Genomic DNA, 24545 nt, shown 5'->3' on the forward strand with positions numbered 1-24545 from the left:
TTGCGGACACAAGTGGGAATTATCGGAGCGGGGCCTGCCGGGCTTATGCTCGCAAACCTGCTCCAACGCCGGGGAATCGAAGCGGTCGTGATCGAATCCCGCTCGCGAAAGGAGATTGAAGAAACCATCCGTGCAGGCGTTCTTGAACAGATGACGGTAGATTTGCTAAATGAAACAGGCGCCGGTGAACGGATGATGAAAACAGCCATGTTTCATCAAGGGATTGAGATCCGCTTTGGCGGCAAGCGGCACAGAATTGATATGCACAAGCTGACGGGAGGAAAGTACATTGCCATCTATCCCCAGCATGAAGTGATCAAAGATTTAATCGACGTCCGTCTGCAATCGGAAGGGCGCATCGTTTTCAATGTGTCTGGCGTCCGCCTGTCAAATATTGATAGAGAAGCGCCCGTCATCACTTATCAGACTGAAAACGGCGATACAGAAGAACTGACCTGCGATTTCATTGCGGGGTGCGACGGATTTCATGGGCCGAGCAGACAAAGCATTCCGAGGGAGATCCGCAAAGAGTACGAAAAGGTGTACCCATACGGATGGCTCGGCATATTGGCTGAAGCCCCTCCGTCCTCGTCTGAACTTGTGTATGCCCATCATGAGGACGGGTTTGCCCTCGTCAGCACGAGGACTCCGGAAATCCAGCGGCTTTACCTGCAAGTCAGCCCTTCAGATTCAATCGGGAACTGGCCGGACGAAAGGATATGGGAGAAGCTTCATTTAAGGCTGTCGGCCGATGACGGATGGAAGCTGACTGAAGGCCCTGTGATTCAAAAGAACATTGTCTCGATGAGAAGCTTTATATGCGATCCAATGCAATACGGCAGACTGTATTTAGCGGGGGATGCCGCGCATATTGTACCGCCGACCGGTGCGAAAGGCCTGAATCTTGCGATGGCGGATGTCCAACGGCTTGCGTGGGCGCTCGAAGACTATTACGAAGCTGGCAAAACCGAACGGCTGGACCGCTATTCTGAGGCTTGCCTCCGCCGCGTCTGGAAAGCGGAGCGCTTTTCCTGGTATATGACATCCCTGCTGCACCGTCATCACGGCTACACGCCATTTGACTACCAAATTCAATTGGCTGAGCTTGACCATGTCACAACCTCAACAGCGGCCGCTCAAAGTCTTGCCGAAAATTACGTCGGGCTGCCGCTCGAATTCGGAGAACCGTCTTTAAGCGTCACATGAATGAAGGAGAAGCGCCGGAGATAAGAAAAAATCCCACATCATGTTTTCGTAAATGGTATAATGGATGTTGGCTGAAATGCATAACGAAAGGGTTTACAATATATATGGCAAAGCAACCGATTGATCTACTCATCCAGCCGAAATGGAGAATTATTGACCAATCCAGCCTCGGCCCATATTTTGATGCAAAACAATCATTTGCGATAGATGATACGCTGTGCGCTTCTGTCGGAAAGGGTTTGTCTCCGGCGACGGCGCGTTCCTGGGTGCACCATGACACGATCGTGCTCGGAATTCAGGATACAAGGCTTCCTTATTTACAAGACGGGATTTCATTGCTTGAAGAAGCGGGCTATCAAGTCATCGTTCGCAATTCCGGCGGACTGGCCGTCGTTTTGGACAGAGGGGTTTTAAACGTTTCGCTGATTTTTCAGGATAAGAAAAACGGAATTGATATCGACCGGGGCTATGAAGCGATGTTTGAGCTCGTTAAGCGAATGCTGTCATCCTATGACGCAGCAATCGAAGCCTATGAAATCAAAGGCTCTTACTGTCCGGGGAGCTTTGATTTGAGCATCGGGGGAAGGAAGTTTGCGGGAATTTCCCAGAGGCGGCTGAGAGGCGGAGTGGCTGTTCAAATTTATTTATGCGCTGATCAAAGCGGAAGCGGTCGCGCTGAGCTGATCAAACGTTTCTACGACACCGCATTGAAAGACATGCGCGGGAAAACAAAAGCCGTTTATCCCGATATTCGCCCGGAAACGATGGCTTCGCTCTCTGAGCTTCTCAATGAAGACATCTCGGTGCAGGACTTGATGCTCTTGCTTCTGACACAGCTGAAAGAGCTGGGCGGGGAGATTTATCAAGGCCCCCTCACGCCCGCAGAAGAAGAAGCCTATGAAAAAAACCTTGTCCGTATGATTGAGCGGAATGAAAAAGTTTTTGGATAGAAGAAGAGCCTCTGCGCTCCCGTTATATTCGTTGCCAGGCATGCTTAAAGCGGCGAAAAACCGCGGCTGCCTCTAGCGGATTGAGAAAATGCTTCATAGACGGCAAAATCCTAAAACGGTTGAACGTTTCAGGATTTTGTCACACTTCACCGCTTCCGAAGCGGTTTTTTTATGCTGCGCTTAAAGCGCTTTTTCGTTTTACATATGTTTTGATGAGAAGATAAGCCGCCAAAGCGATGATATACGCCAAACTGACAGCCATTAAAATTACGGTTGCCGGCGTATGTTTGGCCGCGTAGACGAAAAAATCAAGCTGGGAAATATCGTGTGCGTATTTTATGGAGTCCTCTCCATAGAGCAGTTTTGTAAACTTGGCTGTATATTTCCACTCCCACGGCACCTTTAAAAGCTCGCTGCCTTGATACCAGCTTGCCAATGCAGAAAACAAAAACAAAAGGGCTGCCGTGCCTAACTGAACCGCATATAAAACAAACTTCATCGAATACCCCGCCTTATAAATTGCTATCCCTATTATGAAATTTTTGTCATATGAAAGCAAGCCGCAGAGGTAAAAAATACCCCCTTTTTTCAAGAAAGGGGTATCAGCGTATCGGCAAATTTTTATGCGTTTTCAGTTCTGTCTCTTTGCCGCACCCTCTGAAAGCGCTATTCAGCCATTTTTTCTAAATTGCCGTTCCGGTCCATTTTGAAGGCGGGCGCAGCGTGTTCGTCTTCTTCGAATAAAACTAGTTTTCTTGCACGGTTCATAATTTTTACGAGCGTTTCGTAGTCTTCCTGGATGGTCGACTGGTCTTTTTCCAGCTTTTTGACTTCAGCTTCAAGCTTTTCAACTTTTTTCGTCAGCTCTTCATTTTCCTGTTTTAAGCGGTCATTTTCCATTTTTAAAGCGGCAGTCTGTGCTTCGTTTCCTGTGTAGTTTTGCAGGAAGCGGATCACATCATCGATCGTCATGTCTTTCGATGAATCGGCTGAATGGCCTGCCTGCGGCTGGTTTGGCGATAGAAGGTGCGATAAACTAGCTAACTCTTCTTTAAAGCTCTCATCAATATAAGGCAGATGCTCGCTGGCGATCGGCTGCTGTTCGCTTGAATCGGCGGTTGCTTTCTGCTGCTCAATGACGCTTTCTGCAGGCGGTTCAGCCTCTGTTTCGACAGGCGGCTTGTATAATAAGCGTTTTTTCGCCGGCTGGCCGTTTCCAAGGGCGCGCATTCTTTGCTTCCTTTGTTTTTTAGCCAGCTGCAATGCTTTTTCGTATTGGTGGCGGACAACCGCGTTCCATCTAAAACCGCAGGCGGCTGATGTCCTGTTCAGTCTGTCTCCGACTTCCTCGAAGGCGTTCAGCTGTGTGCTGCCTTCTCTGACATGCCGCAATACCGTTTCAGCAAGCAGTAAATCATTCTCTTCAGACCAAGCGTCTTGTCTTTGTTTCATCACTTCTCAACTCCCATTGTCAGTATTGGTATTAGATTGTCCATTTTGGAAAATATTTATACAAGTTTGCTAAAAGAATAGGAACTGATTTTTTTAGCGCGATCCTTGCAGGAATGAAAGAATCCTTGTAAAATGAAGGATGGTGTCATTTTTTATCAAAGTTCGGCACGGTTGAATGCCTTTCATAAAGACAGATGAACAAAACGAAAGGAAGCGTATGAAATGGCTAATGAATTTCGAGTATGCGACGATTGTCAGGCCACTAATTTAAAGACGCTTTTGCCCCGTCTGAAAGAAATCGATCCGGATGCAAAAGTGGAAATCGGCTGCCAGTCTTACTGCGGGCCGGGACGAAAAAAATCGTTCGCGTTTGTCAATAATCGTCCGCTGTCAGCTCCTGATGAAGACGAGCTGATCGAAAAAGTGAAAAAGAAACTCAAAAAATAACCGCCTCCCTAACGGGTCAGGCGTTTTTGCTTGTTTGCCGGCTTTTTTGCAGTCTGGAACAAATAGCCGGGTAAATTCAAGGATGTTTTCAAAAAAGCAGACTCGATATAATAGAAACAGACCTAAAAGAAAACAAGCAGATCGGGCAATACTTACAATATACATTTAGTTCTCCGAAGAAAAAGAGACGGATGGGCAGCGATCAGTTTGCCTCACGTTTGAAAAAAAGAGGGACAAAAATGGCGTATCCAAACGGAAAATTATCAGAAGAAAAAGTGTTTAAAGATCCTGTTCACCGCTATGTCCATGTACGGGACAAGCTGATATGGGACTTGATCGGAACCCGTGAATTTCAGAGACTGCGCAGAATCAAACAGCTTGGAACGACCTATTTGACGTTTCACGGAGCCGAACACAGCCGTTTCAACCATTCTCTCGGCGTCTATGAAATTGTCAGAAGAATGGTTGATGACGTTTTTAAAGGCAGGGAGGAATGGGATGACAGCGAGCGTGATCTGTGCCTTTGCGCCGCATTGCTGCACGATTTGGGGCACGGCCCGTTTTCCCATTCGTTTGAAAAGGTCTTCCGGCTTGATCATGAAGATTTTACGAGAGCGATCATTTTAGGCGATACAGAAGTTAACCAGGTGTTAAACAAGGTGAGCCCGACGTTTGCAAAGGATGTCGCTGAGGTCATCGCGAAAACCTATCAAAACAAGCAGGTCGTCAGCCTGATCTCAAGCCAGATTGACGCTGACCGCATGGACTATCTTCAGAGAGACGCCTATTATACCGGCGTCAGCTACGGCCATTTCGATATGGAGCGGATCCTCCGCGTGATGCGGCCGCGCGAAGACCAAATCGTGATTAAGCAAAGCGGAATGCATGCCGTTGAGGATTATATTATGAGCCGGTACCAGATGTACTGGCAGGTCTATTTCCATCCTGTGACAAGAAGCGCGGAAGTGATTTTGACGAAGATTCTTCACCGTGCAAAGCAGCTTCATGAGGAAGGCTATGTTTTCACGTATGCGCCTGTGCATTTTTATTCTATTTTTGAAGGCAATGTCACATTGGAAGATTATTTGAGTCTTGATGAAGCAATCATTCTTTATTATTTTCAGGCCTGGGAAAAAGAAGAGGATGAAGTTTTGTCTGATTTATGCCGCCGTTTTATCAACCGCAGGCTGTTCCAGTATGCGGAATTCAATCCGAATGAGGAAATGGCGACTTACTTTGAACTGACCGCCTTGTTTAAAGAATCAGGGATTGATCCCGATTATTATCTTGTGGTGGATTCGTCCTCAGACCTTCCTTATGATTTCTACAGACCGGGGGAAGAAGAGGAGCGCCTCCCGATTCAATTGCTGACGCACAACGGCCAGATTAAGGAGCTGTCGCGGCAGTCCGATATTGTCGATGCGATATCAGGCAAGCGGAGAACGGACCATAAGCTGTATTTCCCGCTCGATTTAATCGAAGGATTGCCTGACGGCCGTCATGCGAAAAGAATGAAAGAATTGCTCGGACTGATATAGAAAGAAAAGGATGAAGGAGATGGCGGAGATTTGTTAAAAGAACATGCAAAGCTGATGAAGGTCTTCTCGGATTCGGGGGAGATTGTCGGGCGGAAAAAGCTGCAGAAAATCATTTATATCGCAAAGAAATTGGAGCTTCCCTTTTATGAAAAGTATGATTTTCATTTTTACGGGCCCTATTCAGAGGAGCTGACGCTTCAAGTCGAAGAACTTTGCAATCTCGGATTTCTTCATGAAGTCAAAGAAAAAAAAGGCGGCTATTATCAATACCGCTATTCGCCCACTGAAGCGGGAACGCAGTTTTTGAGCCAGTGTGAGCTGGATATGCGGGATATTAAAGCCTATATAGACGACGTGAACGGCCAGTCATCGCGCTTTTTGGAACTGGTGTCGACGATTCTGTATTTTGAAGGACTGGAGCAGGAAGAGATCAGAGAAAAAGTGTTTACCGTAAAAAGCAAGCAGCGGTATACGGACGAAGAATTCGATGAAGCCGTCGCTTACATAAAAAAACTCAGAGACCTTTGTTCATAAGCCTGCCGGAAAACGGTAGGTTTTTTGTTTTGTTTTATTGTAAACATTTTGGAATTTATGTGGGGAAATAGAAAGGAGCAGTAAACAGAACGCGTGTAATATTTCCTCTTTTTGGATGAATTGAAGGAATTTTTAGATAACTAGCAGAATCTTTCATTCGTTCAAAAAAAGGAGGGAATTAGCAGTGAAAAAGCGTTCTATATTCTTATCTCTATTACTTTCCGTCAGCCTCATCCCCGGTTTGACGGCAGGCGCCGCCAAGGTTGACGGGCACGATCATGAACACGGCCATGAAGTAAAAGGCACTCATATCGATTCTTTGCCTAAAGCGAAAGACTTTAAAGACTTGAAAGGAAAAGTTCAAATAGAAAGAACGGTCAATACGAAAATATTGGATGAGAAAGGAAATGTGACGGGGACAAAAACGTTTAAAAAGAATACGAGCAAAGGGACATTTTCAACCCAGGCAGGCACGGGCAGTCAGAAAGTGAGCGTCCTGGCTGTGGCTGACGCTCAGTATCGCGCGAAATACAGCGATTGGCAGACGAGAATCGTCCAAATTATTGAGCAGGCGGATGTCATGTTCAACAGGGACCACGATATTGATTTTGTCGTCGAAGCCGTGGCGCCTTGGACTTCTTCAGGCAGCAACAGCTCTCAAATTCTATCAAACCTTCAGAGCAATTTCAGCGGGCGCAGCTATAAATTTGTCGTCGGATTTACGGCGAACAGCAATTTTGACGCCGGCGGCATCGCATACGTATACAACAGCAAGCCGAACGGCAGCGCCTTCAGCGTAAACCTCGACCAGGGAACGGCCAACACGGCAAAAGCGGCGACCCACGAATTTTCCCATAACTTCGGCTTGAACCACGATGCGCAAGGAAGCGGAATCCGCTGCATTATGAACTACGACTACGCCTACACGGTCGATGTCTGGGATTCGGCTCACAATAGCCAGATCACAAGAAATAAAGCTTGGTATAAATAATAAAAACGGCGTCCCGCATGTAAGCGGCAGACGCCGTTTTTATTACATATCGCTCATTCGTTTGCCGGCGACACCGTAGTTTTCCTTTTTCAATTCCTCAATGATGACCGCGATTTTTTCTGCAGGTGCGCCTGTTGTTTCGGAGACGGCTTCGGTCACTTTTTTCACCAGATTTCTTTTTTGATCATCTGTGCGGCCTTCCAGCATTTGAACCGTTACGTACGGCATATGTTCTCCTCCTCCTTTTAAAAAATGGCTGCTTACTTTAGCATCAGCTGCTCTTATAGTATACTGGAGATAGTAAATCTTTGTATATGAGAAAGAGGGAAAGCCACATTTTAGACCGTTTTCTTATTTATCCGCTGGAAATGATTCCGTATGTTGTTTTGACACTTGCTGCCGCATTCACTGTGCATGAGGTCGCCCATGCATATGTGGCATACAAATTCGGTGATGAGACGGCCAAACGGCAGGGCAGGCTGACGCTCAACCCGCTCAAGCATCTTGATCCGTTTGGAACGATTTTGATCTTTATTTTGGGATTCGGATGGGCAAAGCCGGTGCCCGTTAACCGCTTTTATTTTAAAAATCCGAGGCTGGCCGGATTTCTCGTGTCAATCGCAGGACCGATCAGCAACCTGATCCTTGCTTTCATCGGTTTTATATTGCTGCTTTTGTCCGTGAAGCTGTCCGGGACGCTGCCTTCCGGTTTTTACAGCGGCTTGCTTCAATTTTTTACGATTTGGGTGAATCTCAACCTGCTTTTATTTCTGTTTAATTTAATGCCGTTCCCGCCCCTTGACGGTTTTCGGGTTATACAGGATGTGGTCGCCCCCGATGTGCGGGCGAAGCTGTCGAAATATGAAGCGTACGGCTCGATCGTGTTTCTGATCATCGTCATTACGCCGCTTGGCCAATATGTATTCTGGCCGTTTTTGAATGAAGGGCGGGAATATATCATCTCGATATTTAACAGCGTTTTCCGGCCGCTGATGTAGGAGGTATTTTTGATGGAACAAGGAAAAAAGAAAAAAACAATCGGATTCAATATTATTAAAAGCGATCCGACGGACGGACACGGGGGATTTGGTGCAGGGGCTTTAAGCCTTGACAACATCTCGCCTGTCTTTGTCGATGTCGAAGAGAAAGAAGCGTTTGTTGATATCGGCGCCATGCACGCCCGCAGCACGGTTGAAAAAGGAATCAAATTTTTGCCGAACAAGGAAGAGGTGCCGAACGGAAAACCTTACTGGCTTGTGTGGGTTACGATCGACCGCAGGGAAGAAGGCCCTTATTATGCGGGGGTGACGGCTTGCGAAATGACGGTGGACAGAAGCATCCGCCGCGGCTACAAATCGCTTCCGGAGCACGTGAATTTAATGGATAAGTCGATGAAGCGGAAGATTATTGTCGAGCACATGGATGAAAGTTCCAAGCGCGTTCTGGCCGATTTTCTGAAAAATCATGATCAAGGGCTTTGGGACCGTTCATCAGACGAGCTGAAAAAGGGATTGCTTCAGCAATAGGAAAAAACCCCCCGGACCGCCGTGAAGTCCGGGGGGTTCGTCTATCCCGCCCAAAAAAGTTTATTCTTCTTTTTTAAACCATTTTTCCCACCACTTTTCCCGCTTGTGGGGAGCGGCGGGTTTTTCGCGCCCGGCTTTTTGATCCTTATAGATTTCTTTTCCGTAGCAAACCTGCTCGGGTTCAGTACCTTCGATAAAATAAGCGAAATATTTGGACGGACAGCTGGGCGCCGCCGCATAGCCTGTAGCAGGGTCAATATACATCCCTTTCACGCCTTCAGGCGGCTTTAAAGCTGCGGCGGGCGCGTTTTCAAGCGCTTTTTCCATAAATTTGGCCCAAATTTGTTTGGCATAGTTTTTCTCTGCGACGGCATCGATTGTCCGCTCTTTGTCATATCCCGTCCACACGCCTGAAGCAAGGCCGGGATAAAAGCCGATCATCCAGCTGTCGGTGCTGGTCGTTCCCGATTTTCCGGCGTATGGGCGCGTCAGCTGATCTGCGATCGTCCGCCCGGTAACAGATGTATAGCCGTTGAGTGATTTGTCGAACATTCCGCTCATCATGTTGGCCGTGATAAAAGCCGCTCTTGGGTCAAGGATTTGTTTGCTTCGCTTCGGTTTTTCGTAAAGAACCTCCCCGTTCGAATCGGTAATTTTCGTAATAAAGGAAGGTTCGATTTTTTTTCCGCCATTGGCAAACATGGCGTATCCATTCACCATTTCAATCGGCTTCACGGGGGATGTTCCGAGCGCAAGCGACGGCACTTTTTGCAGCGGGCTCGTGATGCCGAATTGTTTTGCAGCATCAATCAGTTTGTCCATGCCGAGGAAAAGGTGCGTTTTCACGGCGTAAATGTTATCGGACAAAGCCAGGGCCTGAAGAAGAGTGATCGGGCCGTCTGCGTAATAGCCGTGATAGTTGCTCGGCGAATAAGCGCTGCCTTGCCCGAGCTCAAATGTCGTTTCCGCGCTCCTCATCCGGGTGGCCGGCGTAAAACCGTTTTGAACAGCCGAATAATAAAGGAAAGGCTTCATAGTGGAGCCGGGCTGCCGCATAGCCTGGGTTACGCGGTTAAACGGGCTTTTTTCGTAGTCGCGTCCTCCGACAAGCGCGAGAACGCTGCCGTCGGACGGATTGATCGCTGCAAACCCTGCCTGAATGTCAGATGACGAATCAATCGTGCGTTCGATCGTGTCCTCGGCAATTTTTTGGAGACGCGGGTTGAGCGTGGTGAATACGTTGTAGCCGCCGGTTTCTGCTTGCTCCGGTGTCAAATGCAGCAAGCGCGCGATTTCTTTAACCGCTTCGTCATAAAAGTACGGAGCGGTTTTAGCGGTTGTTTGCTTATCCTGTTTTTCAAAGCGGAGCGGCAGTTTTTTCAGTTCTGCCGCCTGCTTTTTCGTCAGCTTGTTTTCTTTCTCCATCATTGTCAGGATCATTTCCTGGCGTTCTTTCGCCTTTTTTTCATTAACAAAAGGCGAATAAACGGAAGGACCCTTTGGAATGCCGGCAAGCATCGCAGCTTCCGCCGCATTGATATCCTTGGCCCGTTTGCCAAAATACATCCGGGAAGCAGCTTCGATTCCGTAGGCTCCATGCCCGTAATAAATCGTATTTAAATAGCCTTCCAAAATATCTTTCTTTGTGTAGTTTTGTTCGAGCCGTATCGTATAAAAAGCTTCATTCCACTTTCTTTTCCATGTTTTATCGTGGCCGAGGTAGAGGTTTCTCGCATATTGCTGTGTAATGGTGCTGGCTCCCTGAACTTTGGACATCGCCTTTAGATCGGCGATGAGGGCGCCGCCCATCCTCATATAGTCGAAGCCGTGGTGCCGGAAGAAGTTCCGGTCTTCAACGGCAAGTGTGGCATCGATGACGGCGGGATTGATGCTCTTCAGCGAAACCCAGTACCGCTTTTGCCCGTAATGCGTCTCCCCTATCTGCTTTCCGCTTCCGTCATACAGCACGGTAGACCTCGGCACCTGAATCGAAGGAGCGCCTTGCCATTTGGCTGCCAGGACCACCGTCATGACAACGATTGAAAGGAAGATCAGCATCAATGCTCCCATGAACAAAAATGCGCGTATCGTCTTGATAGTTAAACGGACCCGCTTGTCCGTCATCATGTCCATGTTCAAATCTCCTCCCGGATAAATAAATGTTCTTATCATTATGAGGAAAAAGAGGAGGGTTTAAACAAGCGGGAAGGAAAAAACCGCAGACCCTCTAGGAGGCGATTAACAGAGCAACCGGAGGAATCCTCAGTTTTGGCAGTCGCCGCTGCAGAATAAGCTTATGTACATCTGTGGCAAGCTCAGCCCAAAACAGCCGTCGGGAATGGAATGACTCCTGAAAATGAATCGATCCGTCTTTACAATCACCTGCAATTCCTCTATACTTTTTCCTTAGGCAAAAGCCGATGCTTCAGTGCAGAATAATCGTCGCCGCAGGCGAGAAAAATAGATGGAAATACAGCTTATCACGAAAGGAAGATGACGCTTTGAGCGGACTTTGGTACACAGAGAAGCAAACGAAAAACTTCGGCATTACGATGAAAATCAACAAGACTTTACATACAGAGCAGACGGACTTTCAAAAGCTCGAAATGGCCGAGACGGAAGAATTCGGCAACATGCTGTTTCTTGACGGCATGGTCATGACATCTGAAAAAGATGAATTTGTCTACCACGAAATGGTGGCGCATGTGCCCCTGTTTACGCATCCGAACCCTGAGCATGTACTTGTGGTCGGCGGCGGAGACGGCGGCGTCATCCGTGAAATTTTGAAGCATCAGAGCGTCAAAAAAGCGACGCTTGTCGATATCGACGGCAAGGTGATCGAATACTCTAAGAAATTTTTGCCTTCCATTGCAGGCAAACTTGACGATCCGCGCGTCGAAGTAAAGGTCGATGACGGCTTTATGCACATTGCAGAATCTGAAAATGAGTACGATGTCATCATGGTCGATTCAACCGAGCCTGTAGGGCCGGCTGTCAACTTGTTTACAAAAGGCTTTTACGCCGGCATAGCAAATGCGCTAAAGGAAGACGGCATTTTTGTTGCTCAGACGGACAACCCTTGGTTTACACCTGAACTGATCACTAACGTTCAGCGCGATGTAAAAGAGATCTTTCCGATTACAAAGCTGTATTTGGCCAACATTCCGACATATCCAAGCGGATTGTGGACGTTTACGATCGGTTCGAAAAAATACGATCCTCTTGAAGTGGAGGACAGTCGCTTCTTCGATATTGAGACGAAATACTATACAAAAGAAATTCATAAAGCGGCATTCGTCCTTCCGAAATTCGTCAGCGATTTAATCAAATAAAACAGTTTGGCGCAGGATGGTATTCTGCGCTTTTTTTCAGGGAGGTTTTTGAAGATGAGATTTGATGAAGCATATTCCGGCAAGGTGTTTATCGCAAGCCGCCCCGATTGGGAAGAGGCGGACGCCATCCTTTACGGCATGCCGATGGATTGGACGGTCAGCTACCGTCCCGGATCGCGCTTCGGTCCGGCGAGAATCCGCGAGGTGTCCATCGGGCTTGAAGAATACAGCCCTTATTTGGACAGGGAGCTTGACGAGGTTCATTTCTTTGACGCCGGCGACATCCCGCTGCCTTTCGGGAACCCGCAGAAGAGCCTCGACATGATTGAAGAATATGTTGACAGCATTTTAGAAAAAGGAAAATTCCCGCTCGGAATGGGAGGAGAGCACCTCGTTTCATGGCCGGTTATTAAAGCGATGTATAAAAAATATCCCGATCTTGCCATCATCCATATGGATGCGCACACAGATCTCCGCGTCGACTATGAAGGAGAGCCGCTCTCGCATTCGACGCCGATCCGCAAAGCAGCGGAACTGATCGGTCCCGGCAATGTCTATTCATTCGGCATCCGCTCCGGTATGAAAGAGGAGTTTGAATGGGCAAACGAAAACGGTATGCACATTTCCAAATTTGAAGTGCTTGAGCCGCTTAAATCCGTCCTGCCGAAACTCGCAGGGCGTCCGGTTTATGTAACGATTGACATCGATGTCTTAGATCCCGCTCATGCGCCGGGAACCGGTACGGTTGACGCCGGAGGCATCACATCAAAAGAGCTGCTCGCTTCGATTCACGAAATCGCCCGCTCAGACGTCAACGTCGTTGGAGGAGACCTGGTTGAGGTCGCTCCGGTCTACGACCATTCGGAACAAACCGCAAATACGGCAAGCAAGCTGATTCGCGAAATGCTGCTCGGCTGGGTGAAATAAACAGGCTGTCCTTTTTCGGGACGGCTTTTTTCTTAGAAAATGGTTTATCTTCCCGTCCGTTCTGTTAAGATGGTATAAAGGAGCAGCGGTTGAACTTTTTTTCCCGAATGATTATACTAATCAAGTCAAATCGGATCAAAAAAGGAAGTGTCGGAATGAACCAGGAGACACCCGTTAATATCCATGTGAAATCTGTTATCCGGGAAGGATCGGACACGGAAACGATCGAGTTCCGGACAACTGGGTTTTATTATATGAAAAAAGATAAAATATATCTTTCTTATCATGAAGAGCATGATGCGGGAAAGGTGAAGACGATCGTAAAAGCAAGCGAAAACGAAGTTCTGGTGATGCGTTCCGGCGCCATTGAAATGAAACAGCGTTTCAGGCCGGGCAGCCGCACCGTCACTCATTATAAAATGCCTTTCGGCAGGCTCGAGCTTGGCGTGGATACAAAATCCGTATCAGTCACCCGGCAGCCGCCAGACGGAAAGATCAGCGTTGAGTACGATATGATTGTAAGCGATGAACAAAAGCATTTACATATGATGTCGATTTCGTATAGAGGAGGACACGAGTCATGAACATAGTCGAACAAATGAAAGATGTGCTGAAGCAGGAAATTAAAGAAGCTGTCATGAAAGCCGGCCTCGCCGCAGAAAGCGAGATTCCCGAAGTCGTATTGGAAGTCCCGAAAGACAAGTCGCATGGAGACTATTCCACTAACATGGCGATGCAGCTGGCGAGAATCGCCAAAAAAGCGCCGCGGAATATTGCCGAGGAAATCGTCGCATCCTTTGATAAAGGAAAAGCGTCGATCGACAAACTTGATATCGCAGGACCGGGTTTTATCAATTTCTACATGAACAATCAATATTTAACGAAGCTCATTCCGGCTGTGCTTGAAGCAGGAGAGGCCTACGGTGAAACAAATATCGGAGGCGGAGAACGCGTTCAGGTGGAATTCGTCTCAGCAAACCCGACGGGCAACCTGCATCTTGGACATGCCCGCGGAGCCGCTGTCGGAGATTCTCTCTGCAATGTACTTGAAAAAGCGGGGTATGAAGTGAGCCGCGAATATTACATCAACGATGCCGGCAATCAAATCAACAACCTCGCATTATCCGTCGAGGCCCGTTACTTTCAGGCGCTTGGAAAAGACAAGCCGATGCCTGAAGACGGATATCACGGCGAAGACATTAAGGAAATCGGCCGAAAGCTCGCCGATGAATTCGGCGACCGTTTTGTTCATGAAGAAGAGAGCGAACGCCTCGCGTTTTTCCGTGAATACGGCTTAAAGTACGAATTAGGCAAACTTCGTGAAGACCTCGAGAATTTCCGTGTCCCATTTGATGTCTGGTACTCAGAGACATCGCTTTACCAAAACGGAAAGATCGATCAGGCGCTCGAAGCCCTTCGCGAAAAAGGGCACATCTATGAAGAAGACGGGGCGACATGGTTCCGCTCGACGGCGTTCGGCGATGACAAAGACCGCGTCCTGATCAAAAAAGACGGGTCCTACACGTATCTTCTGCCTGACATCGCTTATCACAAAGACAAGCTTGACCGCGGCTTCCAAAAGCTGATCAACGTATGGGGAGCGGACCATCACGGCTATATCCCGCGCATGAAAGCGGCCATTGAAGCGCTCGGTTATGACAAAGAAACGCTTGAGGTCGAGATCATCCAGCTCGTCCATCTCTACAAGAACGGCGAAAAAATGAAGATGAGCAAAAGAACCGGAAAAGCTGTGACAATGCGCGATCTCATTGATGAGGTCGGCCTTGACGCGGTGCGTTACTTCTTTGCGATGCGCAGCGCCGATACGCACATGGACTTTGATCTTGACCTGGCTGTCTCCACATCGAATGAAAACCCGGTTTACTACGCGCAGTACGCTCATGCGAGAATTTGCAGCATGCTGCGACAAGGCGAAGAAAAAGGTATTTCATTTGAAGGGAACCTTGACCTGACGAAAATCGCTTCTGAAAAAGAGTATGATCTGCTTAAAGTGATCGGCTCGTTCCCTGAGGCTGTCGCCGATGCCGCAGAGAAGCGGATTCCGCACCGCATTACAAACTATATTTTTGAATTGGCATCTGTGCTCCACAGTTTTTACAATGCTGAGAAAGTTCTCGATCCGGCAGATGAAGAAAAAAGCCGAGCGCGTTTATCATTGATGAAGGCAACACAAATCACATTAAATAATGCACTCAAGCTGATCGGCGTATCAGCTCCTGAAAAAATGTAAAACGAATCCCCCGTCCTTTGAACGGGGGATTTTTTCTTGATTTGGTGAGGAGGCGTCTCACACAAGGAAGGTCCGTCGCCTTCCCTTATTGAACTTGAGCGTCAGAAAGAATCGATTGTGCTTTTCTTACTAACTCCTGCGCCATCTTCCCTTCGATGACAATCAGGCACTCATTTTCGCGATTGGCCATTCTGAACATTTCCAGTTCAATTAAATCTTTAATTTTGCACATTGTTTTTCTTGAGCATATATATAGCTGATGTCTGGCTGAGCGGCAAAGTCTGTACAGCTCAATCAAGTTTTTTAATGTCATCGATTGTGCGCGGAGCTTAATCGACTCTGCTTGGTTCATCATATATCCCTCCGTATGTAATCATCACTTTGGTGAAATGTTACCCGCATGTTATGCAGGATAAACGTACGATTCATAAAAAATATGAAATCGATTTCGCCAGCCATTCGATGGGCCGCTGCATCACCGGCCGCTTCGCATACCGCTCCTTTGTCAGAAGCTCGGCGTGTTCAATACTTTCCTTGACGACGTCAAAGAATTGTTTTGTCCAGTCTTTATCATGGATGACGACATTCACTTCATCATTGAGAAACAGGCTTCGATTGTCAAAATTTGATGTTCCGATCATCACATGCCGGTCGTCGACGATCAATGCTTTTGCATGATAAAAGCCTCTGTAGTACCGGTAAATATAGCAACCCGCCTCCAAAAGTGCGGGAAAGTTCGTGTAGGCGGCCTCTTTGACAAGCGGATGGTCGGCTTTCATCGGCACGAGAACCGAGACGATCACGCCTCTTTCCCTGGCTGAAAGAACTGCTTGCTGCAAAGCCGGACTCGGAATATAGTACGGCGTGCAAATCATGATTCTTTCTTTTGCCTGATCAATAAATGAAATGTATTTTCCTTCCAGAGAAAACCCTTTTGTCGCATGTATCGAATGGGTGACAGCTCCTTGATGGAGCGGCGGGAACATACCGCTGTCCGGCTGTGATAGCGGCGCTTCTCTATTGAAGTCTGATAAAAAAATGTGCTGCAAGTCGGCAACACCTTCCCCCGTCATTCGCAAATGGTAATCCTTCCACGGGCCGAATTCCGCTTTTTTACCAAGGTATTCTTTCGCAATGTTAAATCCGCCCACATAGCCGATCTTTCCGTCTATGACGGCGATTTTCCGGTGATTTCTTGCATTCAGTCGATAAAAGAAATAAGGGAAGCCCGGATTGTTGACAAAAAAAACGTGCGCTCCGCTTTGTTTCAAGTCTGACAGCGTTTTTTTCTTTACCTTCATCGCGCCGATCCGGTCAATCAGCAAGCGTACGCATACGCCGGCTTTCGCTTTATCCTTCAGCATTTTTAAAAATTCAAGGCTGATATCATCGTTCTTCACAATATAAAACATGACATGCACCGACGATTCGGCCTGGCGGATGTCATCCAGCAGCCGCTCACACAAGTCTTCTCCGTTATGAATCAGTTCAATATCGCTTTTCTTCTCTGAAAAAACGGGTTCGTAGGCTTTCCTTTCAAAGGCTTTGCGGCCGAAACGGAAATCGAGCGCAAGAAGCAGGATGAGAAAACATACCATAATCATAAGCGGCACCAATGAAGACACTCCCTTTTTTCGTGTAAAGAATAGTGTCCCCCTAATTTCCTGCATTTATGAAAACATATTGACTGAACACTCATTCATTATTTAAGATAAAGGTAGTTCAAGGGGATTTAAGGTTGGGGAAATGAAAGGGGGAGCAGCTGATGAATGTCTTATTGTGGTTGAATTTCATTGCGTTTTTAGGTGTAACCGCTTACGCCGTTTATCTGTTTGTCTACTTGATCCGAACGAGAATCAGTTACATCAGGCTCGGACAAAAAGAGGATTTTGATAAGCGGACGAAGGAGCGCCTTCAAAAGATATGGGAGAACGTGTTCGGCCAAAAGAAACTGCTTAAAGATAAAAAAAGCGGCATTATCCACGTCATGTTTTTTTACGGCTTTATTCTCGTTCAGTTCGGAGCGATCGATTTTATTTTGAAAGGGCTCGTTCCCGATCAAGGACTTCCGCTTGGCAGCGTCTACCCGGCGTTTACGTTTTTTCAGGAAATCGTCACGTTGATGATTTTAATTGCGGTGGTCTGGGCCTTTCACAGGCGCTATATTGAAAAACTCGTCAGACTGAAGCGCAATTTGAAGTCGGGGATCGTGCTCATGCTGATCGGCGGCTTGATGTTTACCGTTTTACTCGGAAACGGTATGAACATGATCTGGCATGAACATTCATTATCATGGCACGAACCGATGGCATCAGGCATCGCTTTTGCCCTCGGCTTCATGGGAGAAACCGCCTCAGCGGCAGTGTTCTATGCGGCATGGTGGGCGCATCTTCTTATCTTACTGACATTTTTAGTCTATGTGCCGCAGTCAAAGCACGCCCACTTAATTGCCGGACCGGCAAACGTATTTTTCAGCCGGCTGACAAACCCGGGAAAGCTTCAAAAAATCGATTTTGAAGATGAAACAAAAGAAACGTTCGGCGTCGGACGGATCGAGGAATTCAGGCAATCCCAGCTGATCGATCTTTACGCGTGCGTTGAATGCGGGCGCTGTACCAATATGTGCCCGGCTACCGGAACAGGCAAGATGCTTTCGCCGATGGATCTGATTTTGCGGCTCAGAGACCATTTGACAGAAAAGGGAGCAGCAGTAACATCGAAAACGTCTTGGGTTCCCGCGCCTCTCTTTCAGCATACGAAAGGCAACCAGCTGGCCATGGCGGCGGGAGGAGAAGGATCAAGAGAAGCGGCTGCTTCAGAGCTATACAATCCGAGCTTAATCGGCGACATCATCACCGAAGAGGAAATTTGGGCATGCACAACGTGCCGGAATTGTGAAGATCAGTGCCCGGTCATGAATGAGCACGTCGACAAGGTCATCGATCTCCGCCGCTATCTCGTGCTCACAGAAGGAAAAATGGATGCAGATGCCCAGCGCGCCATGACGAGCATTGAAAGACAGGGTAACCCTTGGGGATTAAACAGAAAAGAACGCGAAAACTGGCGTGACATGAGAGACGACGTTAAGGTGCCGACAGTGAAAGAAATGAAGAAAAAAGGCGAGGCCTTTGAATACCTGTTCTGGGTCGGGTCGATGGGATCGTATGACCGGAGAAGCCAGAAGATCGCCATGGCTTTCGCGCGCCTTCTCAATCAAGCCGGGGTCACGTTCGCGATTTTAGGCAATAAAGAAAAAAATTCAGGCGATACGCCGAGGCGGCTTGGCAACGAGTTTTTATTCCAGGAGCTTGCCGCAAAAAATATTGAAGAATTTGAAAAAAATGATGTTCGAAAAATTGTAACCATCGATCCGCATGCATACAATATTTTTAAAAATGAATATCCTGATTTTGGTCTGAAAGCGGAGGTGTATCATCATACAGAAATTCTCGCTGCCCTTATTGAAGAAGGAAGGCTGAAACCTGAGTTTCCGGTTCGCGAAACCGTCACCTTTCATGATTCATGCTATTTGGGCCGCTACAATGAGGTTTACGAACCGCCGCGCGATATTCTGCGCTCCATTCCGGGCATCCATTTAGTGGAAATGGAACGCAGCCGTGAAAACGGAATGTGCTGCGGAGCGGGGGGCGGTCTCATGTGGATGGAGGAAGAGACGGGCACAAGGATCAACGTTGCCAGAACGGAGCAGGCGCTCAGCGCTTCACCTTCTGTCATCAGTTCGGGCTGTCCGTATTGTTTGACGATGCTAGGCGACGGAACAAAAGCCAAGGAAATGGAGGATCAGGTCGGCACCTACGATGTGGCGGAGCTGCTTGAACGCGCCGTATTCGGCTCAGAACAAAAAGAACATGCTTCATAGACGGATTTCAGGTTTTGAATAAAGAAGGTGTGAGCCGGATCTCCGCCTTCTTTTATCTTCGGTATGCACAAATCATGATAAGGGGAGAGGATGTCAGGTGGCGAGATCGGTTATTGCAGGCGGCGCGCGCACGCCTTTTGGAAAACTCGGGGGCGCGCTTCAGTCAAAGACGGCAGCGGAGCTCGGCGGAATCGCCGTAAAAGAAGCATTAAAACGTTCCGGTGTACATCCTGAGGATGTCGATGAAGTCATTATGGGTTCCGTTCTTCAAGGCGGACAGGGGCAGCTGCCGTCGAGACAGGCTGCGCGTTTTGCGGGACTGCCGTGGGATGTCAAAACGGAAACGATTAATAAAGTGTGCGCTTCAGGTTTAAGAAGCGTCACAATGGCGGATCAGATCATCCGGGCCGGTGATGCGGAGGTCATTGCAGCAGGAGGTATGGAATCGATGTCAAATGCCCCTTATTTGCTTCAAAAAGCGAGATGGGGGCTGAGAATGGGAGACGGAGCGGTTAAAGATTTGATGATCACAGACGGGCTGACATGCTCATTTACGGGTGTTCATATGGGCTCCTACGGAAATGCCGCTGCGAAAGAGTTGGAGATTGCAAGAGAAGAACAGGATCGATGGGCGCTCAGGAGCCACATGCGGGCCGTACAGGCTGCAGCTTCAGGTGCGCTCGGAGAAGAGATCGTCCCTGTTTGTATACCGCAGAAGCGGGGCGGCGAATTAACGGTTGATCAAGATGAAGCTCCGCGGCGCGATACGTCATTGGAAAGGCTGTCACAGCTTGCTCCGGTTTTTGACCACGACGGGACAATTACTGCGGGAAACGCGCCGGGGGTAAATGACGGAGCATGCTCGCTTATCGTGATGAATGAAGACAGGGCAAAGGAACTCAATGTGAATGTGTCCGCCGTCATTAAAGCGCACACATCCATTGCAGTCGAAGCCAAAGACTTCCCGAAAACCCCAGGGCTTGTCATCAGAGAACTGCTTAACAAAACCGGAGCTGAGCTTTCTGATATCAAACTGTTTGAAATCAATGAAGCGTTCGCCGCGGTAGCTTTGGCAAGCGGAAAGATCGTGGGCCTTGACATGGAGAAGGTCAATGTCAACGGCGGCGCCATTGCGCTAGGTCATCCGATCGGCGCGAGCGGGGCAAGAATCATTTTGACGCTTATGTACGAATTAAAACGGCGCGGCGGCGGTACAGGTATTGCTGCCATTTGCAGCGGCGGCGGTCAGGGAGACGCCGTGATGATCGAGGTATAAAAAAGGGGGATTTTAAATGAAAAAAGACACGATCATGGTCATCGGAGCCGGCCAGATGGGGGCCGGGATCGCCCAGGTCTCTGCCCAGGCCGGATACAATGTTTACATGTACGACGTATCACCTGACCAAATTGAAAAGGGAATGAAGCGCATTTCCGGCCAGCTAGTCAGACAGGCGGAAAAAGGCAAGCTTCCGCATGGAGACGTACAGCAAATCTACCAGCGTCTTTCTCCTTCGGCTTCGCTCGACGATGCGCGGGAAGCTTTTCTCATCATTGAAGCGGCTGTTGAGCAAATGGATGTAAAAAAAGAGATTTTCAAACGGCTTGATGAAGTGACCGAAGACTCAGCCCTATTGGCATCAAATACATCGTCATTGTCGATTACGGAACTCGCTTCCGTCACGAAAAAACCTCAAAATGTCATCGGCATGCATTTTATGAACCCGGTTCCGGTCATGCAGCTTGTCGAGGTCATCAGGGGGCTTGAGACGAGCGGCGAAACATATGAAACCGTCGTGGCTGCGGCGGAGCGGATGAACAAGGTTCCGATCGAGGTGCGGGATTTTCCGGGATTTATCTCCAACCGCATTTTAATGCCGATGATTAACGAGGCGGTTTTTGCGCTTTATGAAGGCGTCGCCGAGAAAGAAAGCATAGACGGAATCATGAAGCTTGGCATGAACCATCCGATGGGTCCGCTGGCTCTCGCTGACCTGATTGGTCTGGATACGTGTCTGTATATTATGGAGACGTTGCATGAAGGTTTTGGCGATGATAAATACCGGCCTTGTCCGCTCCTTAAACAATATGTCAGCGCAGGACGTCTCGGAAAGAAAACGGGCAGAGGGTTTTATACGTACGAAAAGCAGCCGACATAAGGAGGGGTGACCTTGAATTTTCAGTTTACAGAAGAGCAGACCCGCATGCAGAAGATTGTCAGGCAATTTGTTAAACAGGAGGTCGCTCCTTTTGTACCTGAAATGGAGAAAGGGCGTTTTCCAACCTCTCTTTTGAAGAAAATGGCGGAGCGCGGCTGGATGGGGCTTCCGATTCCGGCTAAGTACAGCGGGGCCGGTCATGACTTTATCACCTATATAATGATCATCCATGAGCTGTCAAAGAAAAGCGCCGTTCTTGGCGCGGTTCTATCTGTACACACGTCAATTGTCACCATTCCCATTCTTTTATACGGAAATGAGCGGCAAAAAGAACATTATGTTAAAAAGCTGGCAGCAGGGCAGTACTTGGGAGCCTTTTGTTTAACCGAACCGAGTGCCGGTTCCGATGCGGGCAGTCTAAAAACCAGGGCCGAAAAGCGCGGCGATACCTATGTGCTCAACGGTACGAAAGTTTTTATCACAAACGGCGGAGCAGCCGACATTTATCTTGTTTTTGCTTCAACCGATCCGAAAGCGGGAACGGGGGGCATTTCGGCTTTTATCGTGGAGAAGGGCACGCCGGGCTTTTTTATTGGGAAAAATGAAGAGAAAATGGGGCTTCACGGTTCACTGACGGTCACTTTAAATTTTGATAACGCTGTCATCCCCGCCCGGCAGCTGCTGGGGAAGGAAGGTAAAGGATTCAAAATGGCCCTTTCCAATCTGGATACCGGGCGGATCGGAATTGCGGCGCAGGCTCTGGGCATCGCCGAAGGAGCGCTTTCTGAAGCCATCGAATTTCTAAAAATACGGTATCCGGACGGAGAGCTGTATAAGAACGGACAAGGGCTTGCTTTTAAGCTGGCCGACATGGCGGCGAGGACAGAGGCTGCCAGGCTTCTCGTTTATCAGGCCGCTTCGCTGAAACAACAAGGCGTCCAGACGGGAAAGGCTGCTTCAATGGCCAAACTGTTCACTTCGGAAACGGCAATGTATGTCGCCGGAGAGGCCGTGCAGCTGCTCGGAGATTTTGGATATACAAAGGATTTCAGCGCTGAACGATATTTCAGGGATGCGAAAGTGTGTGAAATTTATGAGGGCACAAGCGAGATCCAGCGGATCGTCATCGGTAAGCATTTATAAGGGGGGAAAAGAATGATCTTTAAGCTGAGTGAAGAGCACCAAATGATACAGAAGATGGTGCGCGACTTTGCCCGTCAAGAGGTGGAGCCGACTGCAAAGGAGCGGGATGAGGAAGAGCGGTTTGACATGGAACTGTTTTCCAAAATGGCGGAATTGGGGTTGACGGGAATACCGTGGCCTGAGGAATACGGGGGGATCGGCAGTGACTACCTCGCCTATGTCATCGCAGTAGAAGAGCTTTCGAAAGTCTGCGCCTCAACGGGCGTCACCTTGTCAGCACATACTTCGCTTGCAGGCTGGCCGATTTATGCATTTGGAACGGAAGAACAGAAGCATGAATACTTAAAGCCGATGGCCCGCGGTGAAAAGATAGGCGCCTACGGATTGACGGAGCCCGGTTCAGGCTCTGATGCCGGCGGCATGAAAACGACCGCGGTCAGAAATGGTGATGATTATATTTTAAATGGAACGAAGATCTTTATCACAAACGGCGGAATTGCAGACATCTACATCGTGTTTGCCAACCTTGCACCGGAACAGAAGCATAAAGGCACAACCGCTTTTATCGTTGAAAAGGATTTTCCCGGTTTTTCTGTCGGAAAAAAAGAAAGGAAGCTGGGCGTCCGTTCATCGCCGACAACCGAAATTATCTTTCAGGACTGCCGCGTGCCTTTAAAAAACCGCCTTGGCGGGGAAGGTGAAGGCTTTAAAATCGCAATGCAGACGCTTGATGGAGGAAGAAACGGAATTGCCGCTCAAGCCGTCGGGATTGCCCAGGGTGCATTTGAGGCGGCGAAGGCGTATGCGAAAGAGCGGAAGCAATTCGGCAGGCCGATCGCCGAGCAGCAGGGCATCGCTTTTAAACTGGCTGATATGGCGACGGAGATTGAAGCTTCAAGGCTTTTAACCTACCAGGCGGCATGGCTGGAATCAGAGGGGCTGCCTTATGGAAAAGCTTCCGCGATGTCGAAGCTATATGCAGGGGATACGGCTATGAAAGTGACGACGGAGGCCGTGCAAATATTCGGCGGATACGGCTACACAAAGGATTATCCGGTCGAGCGCTTTATGCGCGATGCAAAAATCACTCAAATCTATGAAGGAACGCAGGAAATACAGAAGCTCGTCATTTCGAGAATGCTGATGAAATAATGGCGGAAAACAGCCGTCTGGCACGGTTTGGACTGCTGCCGGCGGACAGGCCGCCGACGCAGTTTTTTCGTTTTCAAGGGGCCGGACGCTCCCGGCTGTTCTATGTTTCAATCCCGCTTGCCGCCGATTTCCAATGCAACAGGTAAAAATTATTGAATTAACGGGAATAAAGGTGGCATAAAGTGATTTCTTTTGTTTATAATGAGAGGTATGGTTTGTCGTAAAGACAGGGATTACATGCTTATTTTCTATGACAGAGATAGTAGATACATACATGAAGATAGAAAGGGAGTGTCTGGCGATGAGTTTGAAACAATACTCAGAGGAACAGCTAAAGGAAATGGCTTTAGTTGAAATCGCATACGAAATTTTTTCGGAACACAAAAAACCGATTACATTCCAGGAGCTAACAGATCAAGTGGCTTCCTTGCTTGGAATGGGGAAAGAAGAGCTGGAAGACCGCATCGCCCAGTTCTACACAGATTTAAATATCGACGGACGCTTTTTGGCGCTGTCAGACCAAACGTGGGGCCTGCGCAGCTGGTATCCGTATGATCAGCTTGATGAAGAAACACAACCGACTGTAAAAGCGAAAAAGAAAAAAGCGAAAAAAGTGGTTGAAGAAGATCTTGATCTTGACGAATTCGAAGAAATCGACGAGGATGATATTCTTCTTGACGATGTCGAAGACGACTTGGACATTGCCGCCGATGAATTCGAAGAAATCGATGAAGCCGACGATGATGAACTGGATGATCTTGAAGACGAGATCCTGGACGATGATGATGAAGATTTTGAAGAAGAGGAAGACGAGGAGTAATTTTGCCGCCTGAACGGAATTCATGTTTAAATCGATCTTGACTTTCACAGGCGAACTATGTAGTATGTATTTTGGGCTCTTCAAAACGAAGAGATTCGAGTGATACGGACTATCAGCTCCCTTTCAAGAAATTGAAAGGGAGCTTTCTTGTTTTTCCGCCTCCTTATCATTTAAATCATTTAGAAAAGATCTAAATGATTTTTCATAAAAAGAGCATTTTAAGGAATAAGCGTTAATCGA

The 24545-nt window shown here is 48.1% G+C and carries 24 protein-coding genes; 18 read left to right on the top strand and 6 right to left on the bottom strand.

From position 1 onward, the window contains the following. Nucleotides 1-1206, top strand: coding sequence for a 4-hydroxybenzoate 3-monooxygenase (gene pobA / locus ACH97_RS04225; protein WP_048350410.1), 1206 nt, complete (start codon nucleotides 1-3; stop codon nucleotides 1204-1206). 104 nt (nucleotides 1207-1310) lie between these two features. Next, nucleotides 1311-2156, top strand: coding sequence for an octanoyl-[GcvH]:protein N-octanoyltransferase (gene lipL / locus ACH97_RS04230; protein WP_048350411.1), 846 nt, complete (start codon nucleotides 1311-1313; stop codon nucleotides 2154-2156). A gap of 169 nt (nucleotides 2157-2325) precedes the next feature. Here lipL and ACH97_RS04235 read toward each other — a convergent pair whose 3' ends face one another. Both ACH97_RS04235 and ACH97_RS04240 read right to left on the bottom strand, forming a co-directional pair. Then, a complete protein-coding gene (locus tag ACH97_RS04235; RefSeq protein WP_023857042.1) occupies nucleotides 2326-2655 on the bottom strand; it encodes a YjdJ family protein in 330 nt (109 codons plus the stop codon). A 167-nt stretch (nucleotides 2656-2822) separates the two neighbouring features. Beyond that, nucleotides 2823-3611 carry an RsfA family transcriptional regulator gene (locus ACH97_RS04240; RefSeq protein WP_155519888.1) on the bottom strand — a complete coding sequence of 263 codons (789 nt, stop codon included), beginning with the start codon at nucleotides 3609-3611 and terminating at the stop codon, nucleotides 2823-2825. A gap of 219 nt (nucleotides 3612-3830) precedes the next feature. On the opposite strand from ACH97_RS04240, the gene ACH97_RS04245 reads away from it, so the two are divergent. The 4 genes from ACH97_RS04245 to ACH97_RS04260 all read left to right on the top strand — a co-directional run bounded on the left by ACH97_RS04245 (nucleotide 3831) and on the right by ACH97_RS04260 (nucleotide 7118). Next, on the top strand, nucleotides 3831-4055 hold the full coding sequence (locus ACH97_RS04245; protein WP_003186096.1) for a YuzB family protein: 225 nt from the start codon (nucleotides 3831-3833) through the stop codon (nucleotides 4053-4055). A gap of 239 nt (nucleotides 4056-4294) precedes the next feature. Beyond that, the gene (locus tag ACH97_RS04250; RefSeq protein WP_023857044.1) at nucleotides 4295-5593 is read left to right on the top strand and encodes an HD domain-containing protein; all 1299 of its coding nucleotides are present in this window, start codon (nucleotides 4295-4297) and stop codon (nucleotides 5591-5593) included. Between the two features lie 30 nt (nucleotides 5594-5623). Beyond that, nucleotides 5624-6127 (top strand): YwgA family protein, encoded by a 504-nt coding sequence (locus tag ACH97_RS04255; protein WP_023857045.1) that lies wholly within the window; start codon nucleotides 5624-5626, stop codon nucleotides 6125-6127. A 184-nt stretch (nucleotides 6128-6311) separates the two neighbouring features. Then, nucleotides 6312-7118, top strand: a complete 807-nt coding sequence (locus tag ACH97_RS04260; RefSeq protein ID WP_025810626.1) for a zinc-dependent metalloprotease — start codon at nucleotides 6312-6314, stop codon at nucleotides 7116-7118. Between the two features lie 42 nt (nucleotides 7119-7160). On the opposite strand, the gene ACH97_RS04265 is transcribed toward ACH97_RS04260, so the two are convergent. Further along, nucleotides 7161-7346 (bottom strand): 2-hydroxymuconate tautomerase, encoded by a 186-nt coding sequence (locus tag ACH97_RS04265; protein WP_025810627.1) that lies wholly within the window; start codon nucleotides 7344-7346, stop codon nucleotides 7161-7163. Between the two features lie 86 nt (nucleotides 7347-7432). Between ACH97_RS04265 and ACH97_RS04270 the strand changes: the two genes are divergently transcribed. Both ACH97_RS04270 and ACH97_RS04275 read left to right on the top strand, forming a co-directional pair. Next, a complete protein-coding gene (locus ACH97_RS04270) occupies nucleotides 7433-8116 on the top strand; it encodes a site-2 protease family protein (RefSeq protein ID WP_035400430.1) in 684 nt (227 codons plus the stop codon). A 12-nt stretch (nucleotides 8117-8128) separates the two neighbouring features. Continuing rightward, a complete protein-coding gene (locus ACH97_RS04275; protein ID WP_020453305.1) occupies nucleotides 8129-8644 on the top strand; it encodes a YwhD family protein in 516 nt (171 codons plus the stop codon). A gap of 60 nt (nucleotides 8645-8704) precedes the next feature. On the opposite strand, the gene ACH97_RS04280 is transcribed toward ACH97_RS04275, so the two are convergent. Next, on the bottom strand, nucleotides 8705-10777 hold the full coding sequence (locus ACH97_RS04280) for a transglycosylase domain-containing protein (protein WP_057957814.1): 2073 nt from the start codon (nucleotides 10775-10777) through the stop codon (nucleotides 8705-8707). 368 nt (nucleotides 10778-11145) lie between these two features. On the opposite strand from ACH97_RS04280, the gene speE reads away from it, so the two are divergent. The 4 genes from speE to argS all read left to right on the top strand — a co-directional run bounded on the left by speE (nucleotide 11146) and on the right by argS (nucleotide 15154). Beyond that, nucleotides 11146-11976: a spermidine synthase gene (gene speE, locus ACH97_RS04285; RefSeq protein WP_035337912.1), complete on the top strand. Its 831-nt coding sequence runs from the start codon at nucleotides 11146-11148 to the stop codon at nucleotides 11974-11976. Nucleotides 11977-12030: 54 nt separating this feature from the next. Next, on the top strand, nucleotides 12031-12903 hold the full coding sequence (speB, locus tag ACH97_RS04290; protein ID WP_023857051.1) for an agmatinase: 873 nt from the start codon (nucleotides 12031-12033) through the stop codon (nucleotides 12901-12903). 155 nt (nucleotides 12904-13058) lie between these two features. Continuing rightward, on the top strand, nucleotides 13059-13487 hold the full coding sequence (locus ACH97_RS04295; protein WP_023857052.1) for a YwiB family protein: 429 nt from the start codon (nucleotides 13059-13061) through the stop codon (nucleotides 13485-13487). Next, nucleotides 13484-15154: an arginine--tRNA ligase gene (gene argS / locus ACH97_RS04300; RefSeq protein WP_023857053.1), complete on the top strand. Its 1671-nt coding sequence runs from the start codon at nucleotides 13484-13486 to the stop codon at nucleotides 15152-15154. Before ACH97_RS04295 ends, argS begins: the two co-directional genes overlap by 4 nt. A gap of 85 nt (nucleotides 15155-15239) precedes the next feature. Here argS and ACH97_RS04305 read toward each other — a convergent pair whose 3' ends face one another. After that, nucleotides 15240-15506 (bottom strand): hypothetical protein, encoded by a 267-nt coding sequence (locus ACH97_RS04305; protein WP_023857054.1) that lies wholly within the window; start codon nucleotides 15504-15506, stop codon nucleotides 15240-15242. Between the two features lie 73 nt (nucleotides 15507-15579). Then, complete coding sequence (cls, locus tag ACH97_RS04310; protein WP_026580253.1) at nucleotides 15580-16770, bottom strand: cardiolipin synthase; 1191 nt, start codon at nucleotides 16768-16770, stop codon at nucleotides 15580-15582. A 149-nt stretch (nucleotides 16771-16919) separates the two neighbouring features. Here cls and ACH97_RS04315 point away from each other — a divergent pair, with 149 nt between their 5' ends. The 6 genes from ACH97_RS04315 to rpoE all read left to right on the top strand — a co-directional run bounded on the left by ACH97_RS04315 (nucleotide 16920) and on the right by rpoE (nucleotide 24305). After that, complete coding sequence (locus ACH97_RS04315; protein WP_048350412.1) at nucleotides 16920-19034, top strand: (Fe-S)-binding protein; 2115 nt, start codon at nucleotides 16920-16922, stop codon at nucleotides 19032-19034. Between the two features lie 97 nt (nucleotides 19035-19131). Continuing rightward, nucleotides 19132-20310 carry an acetyl-CoA C-acetyltransferase gene (locus ACH97_RS04320; RefSeq protein ID WP_023857057.1) on the top strand — a complete coding sequence of 393 codons (1179 nt, stop codon included), beginning with the start codon at nucleotides 19132-19134 and terminating at the stop codon, nucleotides 20308-20310. 16 nt (nucleotides 20311-20326) lie between these two features. Continuing rightward, nucleotides 20327-21190: a 3-hydroxybutyryl-CoA dehydrogenase gene (locus ACH97_RS04325; RefSeq protein WP_023857058.1), complete on the top strand. Its 864-nt coding sequence runs from the start codon at nucleotides 20327-20329 to the stop codon at nucleotides 21188-21190. A 12-nt stretch (nucleotides 21191-21202) separates the two neighbouring features. Further along, on the top strand, nucleotides 21203-22333 hold the full coding sequence (locus ACH97_RS04330; RefSeq protein WP_025810635.1) for an acyl-CoA dehydrogenase family protein: 1131 nt from the start codon (nucleotides 21203-21205) through the stop codon (nucleotides 22331-22333). A 12-nt stretch (nucleotides 22334-22345) separates the two neighbouring features. Then, entirely contained in the window at nucleotides 22346-23485 is a 1140-nt protein-coding gene (locus ACH97_RS04335; RefSeq protein ID WP_025810636.1) for an acyl-CoA dehydrogenase, read from the top strand. A 301-nt stretch (nucleotides 23486-23786) separates the two neighbouring features. Next, nucleotides 23787-24305, top strand: a complete 519-nt coding sequence (gene rpoE / locus ACH97_RS04340; protein WP_023857062.1) for a DNA-directed RNA polymerase subunit delta — start codon at nucleotides 23787-23789, stop codon at nucleotides 24303-24305. The last annotated feature ends 240 nt before the right edge of the window (nucleotides 24306-24545 follow it).

It is taken from the genome of Bacillus paralicheniformis (assembly GCF_001042485.2).
Taxonomy (GTDB): Bacteria; Bacillota; Bacilli; order Bacillales; family Bacillaceae; genus Bacillus; species Bacillus paralicheniformis.